At 62.3% G+C, this 13244-nt stretch carries 18 protein-coding genes and 3 pseudogenes; 14 read left to right on the forward strand and 7 right to left on the reverse strand.

Annotated elements, in window-relative coordinates:
* Window positions 1-4 precede the first annotated feature (4 nt).
* The 5 genes and pseudogenes from QNJ43_RS25490 (at window position 5) to QNJ43_RS25510 (ending at window position 3965) form a co-directional block, all read left to right on the forward strand.
* Window positions 5-406: an ABC transporter substrate-binding protein gene (locus QNJ43_RS25490; protein ID WP_300474607.1), complete on the forward strand. Its 402-nt coding sequence runs from the start codon at window positions 5-7 to the stop codon at window positions 404-406.
* 114 nt (window positions 407-520) lie between these two features.
* Complete coding sequence (locus tag QNJ43_RS25495; RefSeq protein ID WP_300474609.1) at window positions 521-820, forward strand: N-formylglutamate amidohydrolase; 300 nt, start codon at window positions 521-523, stop codon at window positions 818-820.
* Window positions 817-1812: an N-formylglutamate amidohydrolase gene (locus tag QNJ43_RS25500; protein WP_300474611.1), complete on the forward strand. Its 996-nt coding sequence runs from the start codon at window positions 817-819 to the stop codon at window positions 1810-1812. The genes QNJ43_RS25495 and QNJ43_RS25500 overlap by 4 nt, the downstream gene beginning before the upstream one ends.
* A gap of 369 nt (window positions 1813-2181) precedes the next feature.
* A pseudogene (locus QNJ43_RS25505) lies at window positions 2182-3309 on the forward strand (glutamine synthetase family protein).
* Between the two features lie 86 nt (window positions 3310-3395).
* On the forward strand, window positions 3396-3965 hold the full coding sequence (locus tag QNJ43_RS25510) for an isochorismatase family cysteine hydrolase (protein WP_300474613.1): 570 nt from the start codon (window positions 3396-3398) through the stop codon (window positions 3963-3965).
* Between the two features lie 228 nt (window positions 3966-4193).
* Here QNJ43_RS25510 and QNJ43_RS27780 read toward each other — a convergent pair whose 3' ends face one another.
* The 3 genes from QNJ43_RS27780 to QNJ43_RS25520 all read right to left on the reverse strand — a co-directional run bounded on the left by QNJ43_RS27780 (window position 4194) and on the right by QNJ43_RS25520 (window position 5920).
* Window positions 4194-4529, reverse strand: coding sequence for a hypothetical protein (locus tag QNJ43_RS27780; protein WP_346433134.1), 336 nt, complete (start codon window positions 4527-4529; stop codon window positions 4194-4196).
* Complete coding sequence (locus QNJ43_RS27785; protein ID WP_346433135.1) at window positions 4519-4896, reverse strand: creatininase family protein; 378 nt, start codon at window positions 4894-4896, stop codon at window positions 4519-4521. Before QNJ43_RS27785 ends, QNJ43_RS27780 begins: the two co-directional genes overlap by 11 nt.
* 61 nt (window positions 4897-4957) lie before the next feature.
* Window positions 4958-5920 carry a GntR family transcriptional regulator gene (locus QNJ43_RS25520; RefSeq protein ID WP_300474616.1) on the reverse strand — a complete coding sequence of 321 codons (963 nt, stop codon included), beginning with the start codon at window positions 5918-5920 and terminating at the stop codon, window positions 4958-4960.
* A gap of 356 nt (window positions 5921-6276) precedes the next feature.
* On the opposite strand from QNJ43_RS25520, the gene QNJ43_RS25525 reads away from it, so the two are divergent.
* The 8 genes and pseudogenes from QNJ43_RS25525 (at window position 6277) to QNJ43_RS27800 (ending at window position 11603) form a co-directional block, all read left to right on the forward strand.
* Entirely contained in the window at window positions 6277-7464 is a 1188-nt protein-coding gene (locus tag QNJ43_RS25525) for an ABC transporter substrate-binding protein (RefSeq protein WP_300474619.1), read from the forward strand.
* 78 nt (window positions 7465-7542) lie between these two features.
* The gene (locus QNJ43_RS25530; RefSeq protein WP_300474621.1) at window positions 7543-7686 is read left to right on the forward strand and encodes a hypothetical protein; all 144 of its coding nucleotides are present in this window, start codon (window positions 7543-7545) and stop codon (window positions 7684-7686) included.
* A gap of 85 nt (window positions 7687-7771) precedes the next feature.
* The gene (locus QNJ43_RS25535; RefSeq protein ID WP_300474624.1) at window positions 7772-8701 is read left to right on the forward strand and encodes an ABC transporter permease; all 930 of its coding nucleotides are present in this window, start codon (window positions 7772-7774) and stop codon (window positions 8699-8701) included.
* Entirely contained in the window at window positions 8698-9600 is a 903-nt protein-coding gene (locus tag QNJ43_RS25540) for an ABC transporter permease (RefSeq protein WP_300474627.1), read from the forward strand. Before QNJ43_RS25535 ends, QNJ43_RS25540 begins: the two co-directional genes overlap by 4 nt.
* On the forward strand, window positions 9597-10364 hold the full coding sequence (locus tag QNJ43_RS25545) for an ABC transporter ATP-binding protein (protein WP_346433136.1): 768 nt from the start codon (window positions 9597-9599) through the stop codon (window positions 10362-10364). Before QNJ43_RS25540 ends, QNJ43_RS25545 begins: the two co-directional genes overlap by 4 nt.
* Window positions 10325-10591 (forward strand): oligopeptide/dipeptide ABC transporter ATP-binding protein, encoded by a 267-nt coding sequence (locus tag QNJ43_RS27790; protein WP_346433139.1) that lies wholly within the window; start codon window positions 10325-10327, stop codon window positions 10589-10591. Before QNJ43_RS25545 ends, QNJ43_RS27790 begins: the two co-directional genes overlap by 40 nt.
* Window positions 10592-10749: 158 nt before the next feature.
* A pseudogene (locus tag QNJ43_RS27795) lies at window positions 10750-11091 on the forward strand (ATP-binding cassette domain-containing protein); the annotation flags it as partial.
* 248 nt (window positions 11092-11339) lie between these two features.
* Entirely contained in the window at window positions 11340-11603 is a 264-nt protein-coding gene (locus QNJ43_RS27800) for an oligopeptide/dipeptide ABC transporter ATP-binding protein (RefSeq protein ID WP_346433137.1), read from the forward strand.
* Between the two features lie 21 nt (window positions 11604-11624).
* Here the strand turns inward: QNJ43_RS27800 and QNJ43_RS25555 are convergent, their stop codons facing one another.
* Window positions 11625-12017, reverse strand: a complete 393-nt coding sequence (locus QNJ43_RS25555) for a pyridoxamine 5'-phosphate oxidase family protein (RefSeq protein ID WP_300474628.1) — start codon at window positions 12015-12017, stop codon at window positions 11625-11627.
* 42 nt (window positions 12018-12059) lie between these two features.
* Between QNJ43_RS25555 and QNJ43_RS25560 the strand changes: the two are divergent.
* Window positions 12060-12194 (forward strand): annotated as a pseudogene (locus QNJ43_RS25560) (carboxymuconolactone decarboxylase family protein); the annotation flags it as partial.
* Here QNJ43_RS25560 and QNJ43_RS25565 read toward each other — a convergent pair.
* From QNJ43_RS25565 to QNJ43_RS25575, 3 genes are all read right to left on the reverse strand, one after another.
* Entirely contained in the window at window positions 12140-12337 is a 198-nt protein-coding gene (locus tag QNJ43_RS25565; RefSeq protein ID WP_300474636.1) for a hypothetical protein, read from the reverse strand. The pseudogene QNJ43_RS25560 and the gene QNJ43_RS25565 overlap by 55 nt on opposite strands.
* A 2-nt stretch (window positions 12338-12339) precedes the next feature.
* Window positions 12340-12804, reverse strand: coding sequence for a nuclear transport factor 2 family protein (locus QNJ43_RS25570; RefSeq protein WP_300474630.1), 465 nt, complete (start codon window positions 12802-12804; stop codon window positions 12340-12342).
* Between the two features lie 65 nt (window positions 12805-12869).
* Window positions 12870-13244: carboxymuconolactone decarboxylase family protein (locus QNJ43_RS25575; RefSeq protein WP_300474632.1), on the reverse strand; the 375-nt coding region annotated here is incomplete at its 5' end.

Here is a 13244-nt window from a genome sequence, read left to right on the forward strand (position 1 = left end):
GATCATGGGCGGCGACGGCCTCGACACCGACCTAGTTGTCTCCGTTCCGGGCAAGACGATGGCCACCAATGTCTACTTCACGACGCATGCCTATGTCGGCCTCGACACCGGCCCGGCCAACGAGTTCCGCACCACCTACACGAAGGAATACGGCCACGAGCCGGAGAATGCCTTCGCCGCGCTGGGCTACGATGCGATGGGCGTCGTCACCACAGCCATCGAGACCGCGGGCTCTGCCGATCCAGCCGCCGTTTCCGCCGCTCTTGCCAAGACCAACGGCTATGAGGCGGTCACCGGTGCTCTGACCTATCCCGAAGGCAGCCGCGTCCCCTCCAAGCCGGTCGCGATCATGCATGTCGACAAGGGTAGAGTCGACTTCGACACGATCGTGACGCCGCAGGACTGATCGACACGATTCGACAAATTCCCCGGCCGGGCGGCTTAACCAACCGGCCGGGGCCACCAGATAAAACGCGGAAGGCGCCTTGCGTCGTCCGCCCTGGGAGATTTTACCCCCGACATGACCGACGGACTTCTGTATGACGACGATTGCGGACCTTTCGAGACGGAAAACCCGGCCTCCGCATCGCCCTTCTTCTTCACATCTGACCACACGAGCCGCACCATTCCGCGACGCCTGGGATCGCTCGGCCTGTCCGAGGCGGATCTCGGCAAGAACATCGCCTGCGACATCGGCATTTACGAGGTCACCACGCGGATCGCGAAAGCGCTCGATGCGACCTACGTCTATCAACCCTATTCGCGCCTCGTGATCAACTGCAATCACAAACCGGGCACGAACAGTCGGTCGCCCCGGTGAGCGACGGTATCCGCATTCCGGGAAACGAAGGCTTCTCCCGTCAACAGATCGAGGCCCGTCGCACGGAAATTCTGGAGCCCTACCAGAAGAAGATCGCCTACACGCGCGATGCGCGCCGCGCGGCCTCGCAGCCGACGCTGTTCTTTTCCATGCACAGCTGCACGCCGGTTTTCGGAAACCAGCCGCCGCGCCCCTGGCATATCGGCATCATGTCGGACGGCGACTGGCGCATCGGCGATGCGCTGATCGAATTTCTGGAAAAAGAAACCAATTTTTGCATCGGACGTAATCAGTCGTATGAGATTAACACGGCAACCGACTACACTATTCCCGTCCACGCGATCGGCAGAAGCTTGCCCTATGTGGAGATCGAGATCCACCAGGATCTGATCGGCGATGAAGCCGGACAGCAGGCCTGGGCAGACCTTCTGACGGACATCTTCCCCGACGGCAGCACAGCAAAGAACACTGCTCCTGCGGTCCGCTCCTTGCGCGAGCAGGTCCGCCAGAAGCTGCCGGACTTCACCGATGCGGAACGCCGCGTCGCGCAGACGCTGCTGGCGGACTATCCCGTCGCCGGCCTTGAAACGATCGCCCGCTTTGCCAAGCGCGCGGGCACCAGCGGGCCGACGATCCTGCGCTTCGTCTCCCAGCTCGGCTTCCAGACCTATGCCGATTTCCAGAACGCCCTGCACGAGGAGATCCATATCCGCCTGCAGGGTCCGCTGACCCACTATCCTTCCGCCAGTCATCCAGAAAAGACGGACCTGACCGAGCAGGTCTCGGAGACGATGCGCGCCAATATCGCGACCGTCAGCCAGGCGCTGGCGCAGGAGGATCTGCGCGAGATCACGGCGCTTTTAAGCGACGTGGACCGCACGGCCTTCTTTCTCGGCGGTCGCTTCAGTCACATTCTGGCGACCTATTTCCATCACTACATGCGCGAGCTGCACCCGAAAGTGCGGCTCGTGCGCGACACCAGCGCGACCTGAGCCGACTACCTGCTCGATGTCAGGCCCGGCGACGTTCTGGTGGTATTCGATTTCCGGCGCTACCAGGCCGATGTTCTAGAATTCGCCAAGGCGGCCGCAGCCTAGGGCGCGACGCTGTTGCTGATCAACGACGTCTGGTACTAGCCGATCGCCTCATTTGCGCACAAGGTCGTCGCCTGCCCGGTCGGCATCCCGAGCGCCTTTGACAGCGGCGTCGCCGAGCTGGCGAGCATTGAAATGATCGTGTCCGCGGTCGTGGAAGAACTCGGCCCAAACGCCAAGGAACGCATAACGGCTCTGGAAGACCTGCGCCGGACCTTCAGTTTCGGCCAAATCGCGCCCTCGCCGTGGCTCTCCTTCGGCGACGTCATGCTGAAGGCGGATCCGCGCACGCGCGTGGAGGTCGATTTCGAGGACGGAACGCCCGCCGAGCGCTTCTATCTCTCCGACGTGGAGAACACGGATGGCACCCGCTGGGACTGCTGCCCGCGCAGCGCGCTGAAGGATGCGGTCGAGACGCTTCGCGAGGAGACCGGGCTGACGCTGAAGGCGACCTTCGAGCACGAGTTCATCTACGAGAACGCGAATGCCGGAGCGACCAACATGTACGCGCTGGAGGCGATCCACAAGCACGGCGCCTTCGGCGAGACCTTCCTGGCCGCGACACGGCGCGTCGGGCTCAAGGTGGACAGCTACCTCTCCGAATTCGCCGCAGCCCAGTTCGAGGTGACTATGCCGCCGCGCGAAGCGCTTGCGGCCTGCGACCACGCCATCATCGTCAAGGAAATGGTGCGTGCGACCGCCTGGTGGCTGGGATCCTCGGTCACCTTCTCGCCCCCCCTGACGCCCGATGGGTTCGGCAACGGCGTCCACATCCATTTCAGTCTGTGGGAGGAGGACGACCAGCCGGTCAGCTATGATCCGGAAGGGCCGCACAAGGTCTCCGCGCCGGCGCAAAAGTTCCTGGCGGGCATCGTGCGGCACATGCCCGCTCTCGTCGCCTTCACCGCGCCTTCGCCGATCTCCTTCCTGCGGCTGGTTCCCCATAGCTGGACTGGTGCCTGATCGAATATCGGCGTGCGCGACCGCGAGGCGGGCCTGCGCATCTACCCGACATTCGGGCCGGAGGACAAGACCGCCCAACAGTTCAATTTCGGGTATCGCGCCGCCGACACCACCGCCAATCCGTATCTGACGCTGGCGATGATCATCCACGCCGGGCGTCTGGGCATGCGTGACGAGCTCTCCATGCCGGAGCCGACGGTGAACACCGATCCGGAGAACCTGAGCGAGGACGAGCGCAAGGTGAACAGCATCGTCCGCCTGCCGACTTCAGTCAGCGAGGCGCTGGCCGCGCTGAAGGCGGACGACAACCTGAAGGCCTGCCTGCCGGAGGCGCTGCACTATCTCTACGTGACCAACAAGACCGCGGAAGCGGAGCTTGTGGACGGCCGGTCGCCGGAAGAGCTGCGCGCGCGTTACGCTAAGGTTTACTGAGCCAATTGTCCGAGCCGGCCGCCCCCTCGCGGCCGGTTTTCTCCCGATCCCAACGATCGGCGATTACCATACAGCGCGAACAGGATGTGCACCTCAGCCGTTTGAAGCCTTTCGATCCCACCAAGACATGCCTGCTGCTGATCGACACACAGAACTGCGTCTGGAATGCGGACGTGGCGGCGCGGTTTCCCTATTTCGACGAGACGATCCGCGAGACCGTGTTGTCGAACTTGAAGAAGCTCATCACCGCTTTCCGCAAGGCGGGCGGCGAGGTCATGTACACGGTGATGGAGAACCTGACCAAGGACGGTCGCGATCGCAGCCTCGACTACAAGCTCTCCGATTTCTTCATCGCCAAGAGCTCGTGGGAGGCGAAGGTGCTGGACGATCTGGCGCCGGGCGATGACGATATCGTGCTGTCGAAGACGTCGTCCGGTGTCTTCAACTCCACCAATATCGAATACATCCTGCGCAATATCGGCATCGACACGGTGGTGATGACCGGCTTCCTGACGGACCAGTGCGTCGACCACGCGGTGCGCGATGTGGCCGATAGCGGATTCTACCCCGTCTGCATCTCCAACGGCTGCGCCACCCATTCCAAGGAACGCCACGACAACGCGCTGAACGCCTTCAAGGGCTACGCCGGACGATGACGGCGGAAGAGCTTATCGCCGAACTAGCGGGGTAAGAGGCCGGGCAGGCGCTGCGGAGTCGTTTGGCGCAGGCACTGCACATCCCACCGTCATTGCCCGGCGAAGTCCGGGCAATCCAGCAGGCAGCGTCATGTTTGGAGAGCGTAGGATCCCCCGGACTTCGCCGGGGGATGATGATGGAGGGAACGCGGGGTCAATGCATTTAGCGAGGCATGCCCCCAAACGGCCTCAGCTCCACGGACCTTCGATCAGCTCGCGGGTCTCATCCAGACCGGCCTGCCAGACGGCCAGCATGTCCTCGTCCGATTTCTCGTAGACACCGCCGAAATTGCCGTCGCCGATGAGCTCGCGGACCGCATCCGGGCCTTTCAGGCGCATCCGGGCAAAGTCCACCAGAGGTTTCTGCTCCTGCAGCTGTGTCACATCCGCCAGACGGTTCCAGGGGAAGTTCTCCATCCAGGAGACGTGGGAGGCGAGCGGGTCGATCTCGTGCACCTTGGCGAAGGTCTTGGGCGCATTCCACCAGTTGTGGAACTTCACCGCGACGTCCGGATTATCGCCCATCCATTCGATCCCCATGTTGGCCGCGGGCTGGTTGCCCGCCGTGTCCGTTGACGACCAGGACCCGCTTGAAACCGTGCCGCTTCAGGCTGTCGAGGATATCGCGCACGAGGGAAAGATAGATCGAGATCCGCAAGATGAACGTGCCCGGATAGGTCATGAAGGACGGAGTGATGCCGTAGGTCACCACGGGGAAGACGGGGACGCCGTAGGGTTCGGCGGCCTCGCACGCCATGCGCTCCGACAGGATGCTGTCGGTCGACAGTGACAGATAGGCATGCTGTTCAGTGGAGCCGAGAGGCAGAACCGCCAGATCACCGATCCGGAGATACTCTTCGACCTTCTGCCAATTCATCTCGCTGATTTTCATTTCGTTTCCAGTTTCTTCTTGTTCGCTCGTTCGTAAAGGGGGCCGCGGTGACCTTCCGCGCTCACTTGAGGGACGGCCGCTCCAGCAGCGGTTTCAGGACGCGGTCGATGTCGGCGGGGTCGGGAACGTGCCGGTACTCGAACATGAACGTGCCCGGCCGCGCCCGTTCCGCCGTCCGGTCTGTTCCCGTCGCATAGATGACCGCATCGCAGTTCTTCAGGTAATCCTCCACCTTCGGGTCGTCGTAGTTGACGGTCGTCACGTTCGTCACGTGAGCCGCGAACCGGCGCATGGCGGAGCGGAAGATCGGAATGAAATTGGGAAACTGCGACAGAACCAGAAGCCGCGCTGTCGGCATGAGGGAGGCGAGCTGCATGCGCGTCGTTTCCGACGGAATAAAACGGATGGTCACGACCCGGGCTGACGGCATCAGTTCCTTCAGTTCGCGATGGCGGTTGGTGAAGGTGACCACGCAGTCGGAGGAGGCGGCGAAGGCGCGGACGTCGGGATCGTGGCGCAAGGCCTCCAGCGTCGTGCCCTCCACGAGCACCTGCGCGTCGAGCTGTTCGCTCAGCAGACGGCAATAGCTCTCCGTCGCGTCGGGAAACAGGCCCGCCATGACAAAGCGCATCCGCGGGCCGATGCGGGAGCGATAGTCGAGCCGCATTTTCACGATGGTGGCGAAATCCACCGCGCTAATCCCCAGTTCCAGCGCCTTGTCGATCGCCTGATCGATCTCCCAGTGAAGCGTGTCGATGTCGGAATGCTGGGCGGCGCGTGCCTGGGAACTGTCGGCGATAAAGGTGCCCGCGCCCTTTCGCGCCTCCACCAGACCGTCCGCCTTCAGCTTACGGTAGACTTGCGTGACCGTCATGGGAGCGACACCGACCAGGGTCGCCATTTTGCGCACAGACGGCAGCGCGTCGCCCGCCGTCAGTTCCCCGAATGAGATCCCGAATTCGATTGCGCCTTTGAGCTGCGCGCGCACAGGCATCGCCAACGATCGATCTACGCGAAAGTCCATGCGCCGTCCTTTTTCTCGAAATCACTATAATCAAATATCACAATCTGTCTTCCTGCGACATATTTAATCATACTAAATATTAGGCATTTTCGCGATTTTTTAGTAATTTTTGACATTGATGATAAAATCAATTCAATGAAACAGTTATAGTAAAATATATCACTTAGAAAGAGGGAAACTGAATGAATGCCATGCTCAAGGCCATAGGGCTGAGCGCGATCGTGCTCGGTGCCAGCCTGAGCGGCGCGGCTGCCGTGGAACGCGGCGGCGTGCTGACCTACGCACGTTAGGCCGATAGCCGCCTTCTCGATCCCGTTTTCAATCAGGGCAACGTCAACATCTGGGTCCTGTCCAGCATGTATGACACGCTGATCCTGCCAACCGACGACGGCAAGGGCCTGAAGCCGGGACTGGCGACGGACTGGTCCGTTTCCAAGGACGGACTGACCGTGACGCTGCATCTGCGCGACGGCATCAAGTTCTCCGACGGCACGCCAATCACGGCGGAGGACGTGCGTTGGTCACTGGAGCGCGCTTCCAACCCAGATAACGGCATCTGGAATTTCATGCTGGGATCGGTCGACACGGTCGAGGCCAAGGATGCCAGCACCATCCTCGTGCACCTGAAGCACACAGACCCGGCCATCCTGCCGACGCTGACGGTCTTCAACGCCGCGATCATGCCGGAGAAGCAGTATCTCGCTTCCAAGGGCAAGAGCGACATCGACAAGGCGAAGAACTTCGCCCAGCACCCGGTCGGAATCCGGCCCCTTCATCCTGACGTCCTGAGATCGCGACTCTTCCATGAAGCTGGAGCGCGATCCGTACTACTGGGCCAAGGGCGAAGACGGGGAAAGCCGCTTCCCTATCTCGACGGCATCAATTTCGAGATCATTCCCGACGACGCGACCCGCATCCTGAAGCTGCAGTCGGGCGAGATCGATGGGGCGGCAATGATCCCCTACGCCCGGGCGAAGGAACTGGATCAGGCTTCCAACATCGACATGAAGCTGTTCCCTTCCACCCGCGTTCAGTACGTGACCATGAACGTGCGGCCCGAGCTTGACGGAGAGAAGAACCCGCTCTCCAACCTCAGGGTGCGCCAGGCGCTGAACTATGCGGCCAACAAGCAGACCATCATTCAAATCGTCACCCACGGCGTTGGCAAGCCGATGACCTCGTTCCTGTCGTCAGGCACGCCGATGCACACGGGCACCAAGCCGCTTTACCCCTACGATCTGGCCAAGGCCAAGGCGTTTCTCAAGGACGCGGGATACCCGAACGGCTTTGAGACCAGCATCATGGTGATCGCCGGCAATCAGGACGAAATCGGCATCGCCACCACCTTGCAGCAGATGTGGAGCCAGCTCGGCGTCAAGCTCAAAATCCAGCAGATCGACGACGGTTCGCGCGACACCGCCTATCGAAACGGCACGTTCCACATGCGCATGTCGGTGTGGACCGACGACATCGCGGACCCGAACGAATTCGCCTCCTATGCGCTGTATCCGCTCACCGTCGGCGCGCTTCACACCGGCCCGTAGAACGACAAGGCCACCAAGCTCTTCGAGGAATCCCAGCAGGAACTCGACCCAAAAAAGCGGGCTGAGGAGTATGCCGAGATGCAGACGATCTTCAACACGACCGGACCGACCGTGCCGCTGTTCGAGACGCCCTATGCGGTCGCCCTGTCCAAGAAGCTGCACGGGTTCAACCAGATCCCGCTCGGCAACAACATCTTCCGCTATGCCTGGCTGTCCAAGTAACAGGCGCGAAAACTGACAAGATGCGGAAGGCCGGGCCCGATCCCGACCTTCCGTTGTTCGCAATGACAAACGGGATGCAGTCGCGTTGGCTTCATTGAACTTCATCTTTCGCCGCATTCTGCAGATGATCCCGACGATCATCTTCATCCTCGTGCGGCTGCTGCCCGGAGATCCGGCGACCGTCATGCTCGGCGATCGCGGACGGGAAGCGGATATCGCGCGCATCAACGCCCAGCTTGACCTCGACACACCCCTGTTCGTTCAGTTCCTGTATTTCATCCGCAACGTGTTCAGCGGCAATCTCGGCAACTCTATCTCGCTGCGCGTGCCGGTCGCCTCGCTGCTCATCGAACGCCTGCCCGTCACGTTGCTGCTCACGGCGATGGCCGCGGTCATCGCCGTCATCTTTTCTGTGCCGCTCGGCTTCTGGGCTGCGCTGAAGCAGAACCGCACCACCGACATGGTCATCCGCGGCGTCTTTCAGGTCGGCCTGTCCATGCCGGTCTTCTATGTCGGGTTTCTGCTGCTGATCTTCTTCGGCGCGCACCTGCACTGGTTCCCGATCGGCGGATACGGGCACGGCTTTCTCGATCACCTCTATCACCTGTTCCCGCCCGCGCTGACGCTGGCGCTCAGCCTGTCGGCGATCTTGATGCGCAACCTGCGCGCCGCGATCCTGAACGTCATGGATGCGGAATATGTGGATTTTGCCCGCTCCAAGAGGCTTCGCGGCTACCTGATCCTCACCCGGCACGTTCTGCGCAACGCGCTGATCTCGACCGTCACCCTGTTCGGCTTGCAGGTCGGCGTGCTGCTGGGCGGGGCCGTGATCACCGAGATGGTGTTCGCCATTCCCGGCGCCGGTCGGCTGATGATCGACAGTATCTACGGGATCTACGGGCGCGACTATCCGGTCATTCAGGGTCTGACGATCACGCTGACCATGGTCGTGTCGCTGATCTTCCTGGCGACCGACCTTCTGCGAGCCTGGCTCGACCCGAGGATCACGCGATGAGCGACACAACCGCCGCGCCCCTGGCCCCCGAGGAGACGGGCCCGCAGGATCAGCCCAACGGTGAGAAGGTCGCCGAAGCCACGTCCCGCAAGACCAGGCGCCTGTCTCCGGCCCTGCTGGGCGGGGCCTTCATCCTGATCTGCAGTTTGGTGCTGGCGTTCTTTCCCTCTGCCTTTGCGCCCTGCGATCCGAACGCTTTCGACTACAACGCGCTATTGCAGGCGCCGAGCGCGGCGCATCTTTTCGGCACCGACAATTTCGGCCGGGACATGCTGTCCCGCGTGATCCATGCCTATACGGTCGACATGCAGATCGCGGTGTTCGCGACCGTCGTGCCCACAATTGTCGGGACGCTGATCGGCGCATTCGTCGGCTATGTCGGCGGAATCACCGAGAGCATCTTCGGCCGGATCGTCGATGCGACGATCACCTTCCCGTTCCTCGTGCTCGTCATCGCGATCGTGTCGGTGCTCGGGCCGGGGCTGATCAACATGTACATCGCGGTCGGCATCATCGATTGGGTGTTCTACGGGCGACTGACGCTCACCGAGATCAAGGTCCAGAAGCGGCTCGACTATGCGGCGGCCGGTCAGGTGATGGGATATCGGCCGAGCCGGATCGTCTTCCGCCACCTGCTGCCCAATTCCATGACGCCGGCGTTCGTCTACTGGATGACAGATATGGCGCTCTGCATTCTGCTGGGCTCAAGCCTCGGCTATCTGGGGCTCGGCGCGCAGCCGCCGGCCGCCGAATGGGGCGTGCTGATCGCCGACGGCAAGAACTTCATGACGAGCGCGTGGTGGATCTCGGTCTTCCCCGACATCGCCATTGTTTTCACCGGACTCGACTTCAGCCTGCTGGGCGACGGGATCACCGAACTTCTGAGGACGAAGCAATGAGCGAGGTCTCCCCTCTTCTAAAGGCGCGCGGCCTGATGACCACGTTCCAGACCGCGCAAGGGCCGGTGACCGCCGTCAACGCGGTGGATCTCGACGTTTATGCGGGCGAGGTGCTCGGGCTGGTGGGAGAATCGGGATCGGACAAGAGCGTCATGCTGCGCTCGCTGATCCGCCTCATCCATCCCCCCGGAACCGTATTGGGGACGGTCGAATGGGAAGGCCGCAATCTGGTCGATCTGTCGGACGCCGCGCTGAGGCGGATCCGCGGCGGCGAGATCGCAATGATCTTTCAGGAGCCGATGACGGCGCTGAACCCGATCCTACCGATCAAGGTGCAGATCGACGAGAACCTGCGCGCCCACACGAAGATGGATGCGAGCCAGCGGCGCAAGCGGATGATGGAACTGATGGACATCGTCGGCATTCCGGCGGCCGAACGCAGGCTTGAGGAATATCCGCACCAGTTTTCCGGCGGCATGCGGCAGCGGGCGATGATCGCCATCGCGCTAGCGAGTTCCCCGCGCCTGCTTCCGGCGGACGAGCCGACCACCGCACTCGACGTGACCATTCAGGATCAGATCCTGAACCTGATCCTCGATCTTCGCGACGAATTCTCCATGAGCGTCGTCTTCGTCACCCACGATCTGGGCGTAGTGGCCAGCACCTGCGACCGGGTGGCGGTGATGATGCCGGGCGGATCGTTGAGACGACATCCGTCGTCGACATTTTCGAGCACCCTCACCATGCCTATACGCGGGGGCTGATCGGCTCGGTGCCGAGCGGCGGGAGCGAGCGCTCCATGCTGATGTCGATCGAGGGCACGCCGCCGAGCCTTGCGGAGATGCCGAAGGGCTGCGCCTTCAACCCGCGTTGTTCCTTTGCGACCGAGGCTTGCCAGCAGATGGTCCCGATGCTGGAGGAAGTCGGCCCGAACCACAGGGCGGCCTGTTTCCAGCATGACGCGGTCGCGCAAGCGGGGGTGAGCCGATGACGGAGAGCGAAAGCCCGATCCTTTCCCTGTGCAGTCTCTCCAAGCGCTTCTTTGCCCGCCAGAGCCTGTTGGGTCGGCTGAGCGGGGAGTCCGCCCGTTTCGTGCATGCGCTGAACGGCATCAATCTCGACATCTATCGCGGCGAGATGCTCGGCGTGATGGGGGAATCGGGGTGCGAGAAATCTACGCTGGCGCGCTGTCTGGTGCGCCTGCTGGATCCGGACGAAGGCACAGTCCTTTTCGAAGGGCAGGATATCGGCGCGCTGAAGGGAGCGAAAAAGCGTGCCTTCAACCGCCGCGTCCAGATGATCTTTCAGGATCCCTACAGCTCGCTCAATCCGCGCATGACGGTTCGCCAGATCCTGCGCGAGGCGCTGAGCGTGCACAGGATCCGGCCGAAAGACCAGATCGACGCGCGCATCTACGAATTGCTGGACACCGTCCGTCTGCCGCGCGATGCGGCCGATCGCTATCCGCGCGAATTCTCCGGCGGCCAACGCCAGCGCATCGGCATTGCGCGCGCTCTGTCGGTGGAGCCGGAAATCCTGATCGCGGACGAACTCGTCTCCGCCCTCGACGTCTCGGTTCAGGCGCAGGTGATCAATCTGCTGCTGCAGCTTCAAAACGACCTCAACCTGACGATCATCTTCGTCGCCCACGACCTCAGGCTGGTGCGTCACATCTCGCATCGGGTCGCGGTGATGTATCTGGGCCAACTGGTCGAGCGCCGACGGAAGAACTGTTCACCGTGCCCCAGCATCCGTATGCGAAGGCACCGCTCGACGCCACCCCGGATCTCGATCCCTCCCACCGCAAGCGCGGGGCCTCGACGCGCAGTGAGCTTCCCAGCCCCTTCGACATTCCGAAGGGCTGCCCCTTCAACACGCGCTGCGCCTTCGCAACAGAAGAATGCCGCACGATCTCTCCCGCGCTGACCAAGCGCACGCCGCAACATATGGCAGCCTGCCATATCGTGGATTTCGGCATTTGCGAGGAACCGGTCGCCGGATAAGGCGCACGGCCTGTCAGGACGTCATGAACTAGACCGGCGGCGGTGCCCCACCGAGGCGCTCCAGTGCATCCTCCAGGGCGGCGATACGGACATCGCGCTCAGCAAGCAGTGCGGCAACACGGGGAGAGCCTCCATGCGGGCAGAAATGTGCTGCGGGCAGTTTTTGTCCCAGGCCACGATCTCGAAGAGGATCGCCCGCTCGGCTCGCCCACTTGCTCCGTCCACGCGCAGGGTCTCGACAAGCTCCGGGTGGTCCTCAACGACACGTGCCCGCCCCCACAGCTTGATCCGCTGCGCATTCTCGTAGTCGATCAGAAACAGGAAGGCCCTGTCGTTCTCCGACAGATTGCCGAGGGTGACGTATTGTCTGCTTGCTGCGAAATCGGCAAAGCCGAACCTTCTTTCCCCGAGCACCTTCAGGAACCCGGCCGGGCCGCCACGGTGCTGGATATAGGGCTGCCCGCCGCCACCCGCGAACGGATCGCCCTTGCGATCTCCGAATATAACGGTTGCGGCTACTGCCTCTCCGCCCACACCTATCTCGGCGCCAACCTCGCCAAGCTGTCGCCGGAAGAGATTGCTGCGAACCGCGCCAGATCGGGCGTGATGCGCGTCGGCCAGGGGTGACGCTCTTCCATGCGGGCATAGATCGGGCGCGATCCCTTGGCCGACTGGATCGCCTTCACCGCAGGCGTGAAGGCCACGTCGCTGGGTGAGCGAAGATCATACGTCACCGTCACAGACCCAACTCGCTCAACGAGGGATGATCGTCCGGGCGCCGTCCCACCGGCCAGTGAAAGAGGCGATCCGCCTCCTTGATGGCGAGATCGTTGATGCTGGCATGGCACATTGCCATGAGGCCGTCGGCATCGAATTCCCAATTCTCGTTTCCGTAGGAACGGAACCATTGCCCGGACGCATTGTGCCATTCATAGGCAAAGCGCACGGCAATGCTGTTTCCGGTGAAAGCCCAGAGTTCCTTGATCAGGCGGTAATCCAGTTCCTTGCGCCACTTCTCGGTGAGAAACGCGACGATCTCCGCACGGCCCGTGACGAAGACGTTGCGATTGCTCCAGCGGCTGTCGGGCGTATAGGCCCGCGAAACGGCGTCCGGATCGCGGCTGTTCCAGCCGTCTTCGGCCAGTCGCACCTTCTGAACGGCGCTCTCATCGGTGAAGGGGGGAAGCGGGGGGCGGCTCATACCATGCTCCTTGCAAAAGTTGGGAGAACGGCGGCGGGCTCATGCGCCCAACGCCGAAAAAACCCTCAGGCGGCGACGCCTTCGGCCACAAGGAAATCGATCTCGGTGCGAGCGACCTCGTTGAGGTAATTGGTCCAAACGTTCAGCGCGACGTGCTGGACGATCTCGATCACCTGATCGTCGGGATATCCGGCGGCGCGGACGTCAGCGAGGTCGGCGTCGGAGACATGACCCCAGTTCTCGGCTACCTTGACGGCGAAGCGTACGGCCGCATCGGCCTTGGCGTCGCTGGAACGGCCGGCGCGGTTCGCAGCAATCTCTTCCGGCGACAGCTTGGCGAGGTTGGCGCCGAGATAGGTGTGGGCGGAGAGGCAGTAGCCGCAACCGTTATATTCGGAGATCGCAAGGGCGATCCGTTCGCGGGTGGCGGCAGGCAGTCG

The sequence above is a fragment of the Breoghania sp. genome (assembly GCF_030066895.1).
Lineage (GTDB): Bacteria > Pseudomonadota > Alphaproteobacteria > Rhizobiales > Stappiaceae > Breoghania.

Excerpts from the sequence above, each read along its gene's own strand:
- QNJ43_RS25495 (WP_300474609.1), top strand. The coding sequence starts at position 521 with ATGACCGACGGACTTCTGTATGACGACGATTGCGGACCTTTCGAGACG.
- QNJ43_RS25490 (WP_300474607.1), top strand. The coding sequence starts at position 5 with ATGGGCGGCGACGGCCTCGACACCGACCTAGTTGTCTCCGTTCCGGGC.
- QNJ43_RS25525 (WP_300474619.1), top strand. The coding sequence starts at position 6,277 with ATGTATGACACGCTGATCCTGCCAACCGACGACGGCAAGGGCCTGAAG.
- QNJ43_RS25520 (WP_300474616.1), bottom strand. The coding sequence starts at position 5,920 with ATGGACTTTCGCGTAGATCGATCGTTGGCGATGCCTGTGCGCGCGCAG.
- QNJ43_RS25545 (WP_346433136.1), top strand. The coding sequence starts at position 9,597 with ATGAGCGAGGTCTCCCCTCTTCTAAAGGCGCGCGGCCTGATGACCACG.
- QNJ43_RS25530 (WP_300474621.1), top strand. The coding sequence starts at position 7,543 with ATGCAGACGATCTTCAACACGACCGGACCGACCGTGCCGCTGTTCGAG.
- QNJ43_RS25570 (WP_300474630.1), bottom strand. The coding sequence starts at position 12,804 with ATGAGCCGCCCCCCGCTTCCCCCCTTCACCGATGAGAGCGCCGTTCAG.
- QNJ43_RS27780 (WP_346433134.1), bottom strand. The coding sequence starts at position 4,529 with ATGGGCGATAATCCGGACGTCGCGGTGAAGTTCCACAACTGGTGGAAT.
- QNJ43_RS27785 (WP_346433135.1), bottom strand. The coding sequence starts at position 4,896 with ATGAAAATCAGCGAGATGAATTGGCAGAAGGTCGAAGAGTATCTCCGG.
- QNJ43_RS25540 (WP_300474627.1), top strand. The coding sequence starts at position 8,698 with ATGAGCGACACAACCGCCGCGCCCCTGGCCCCCGAGGAGACGGGCCCG.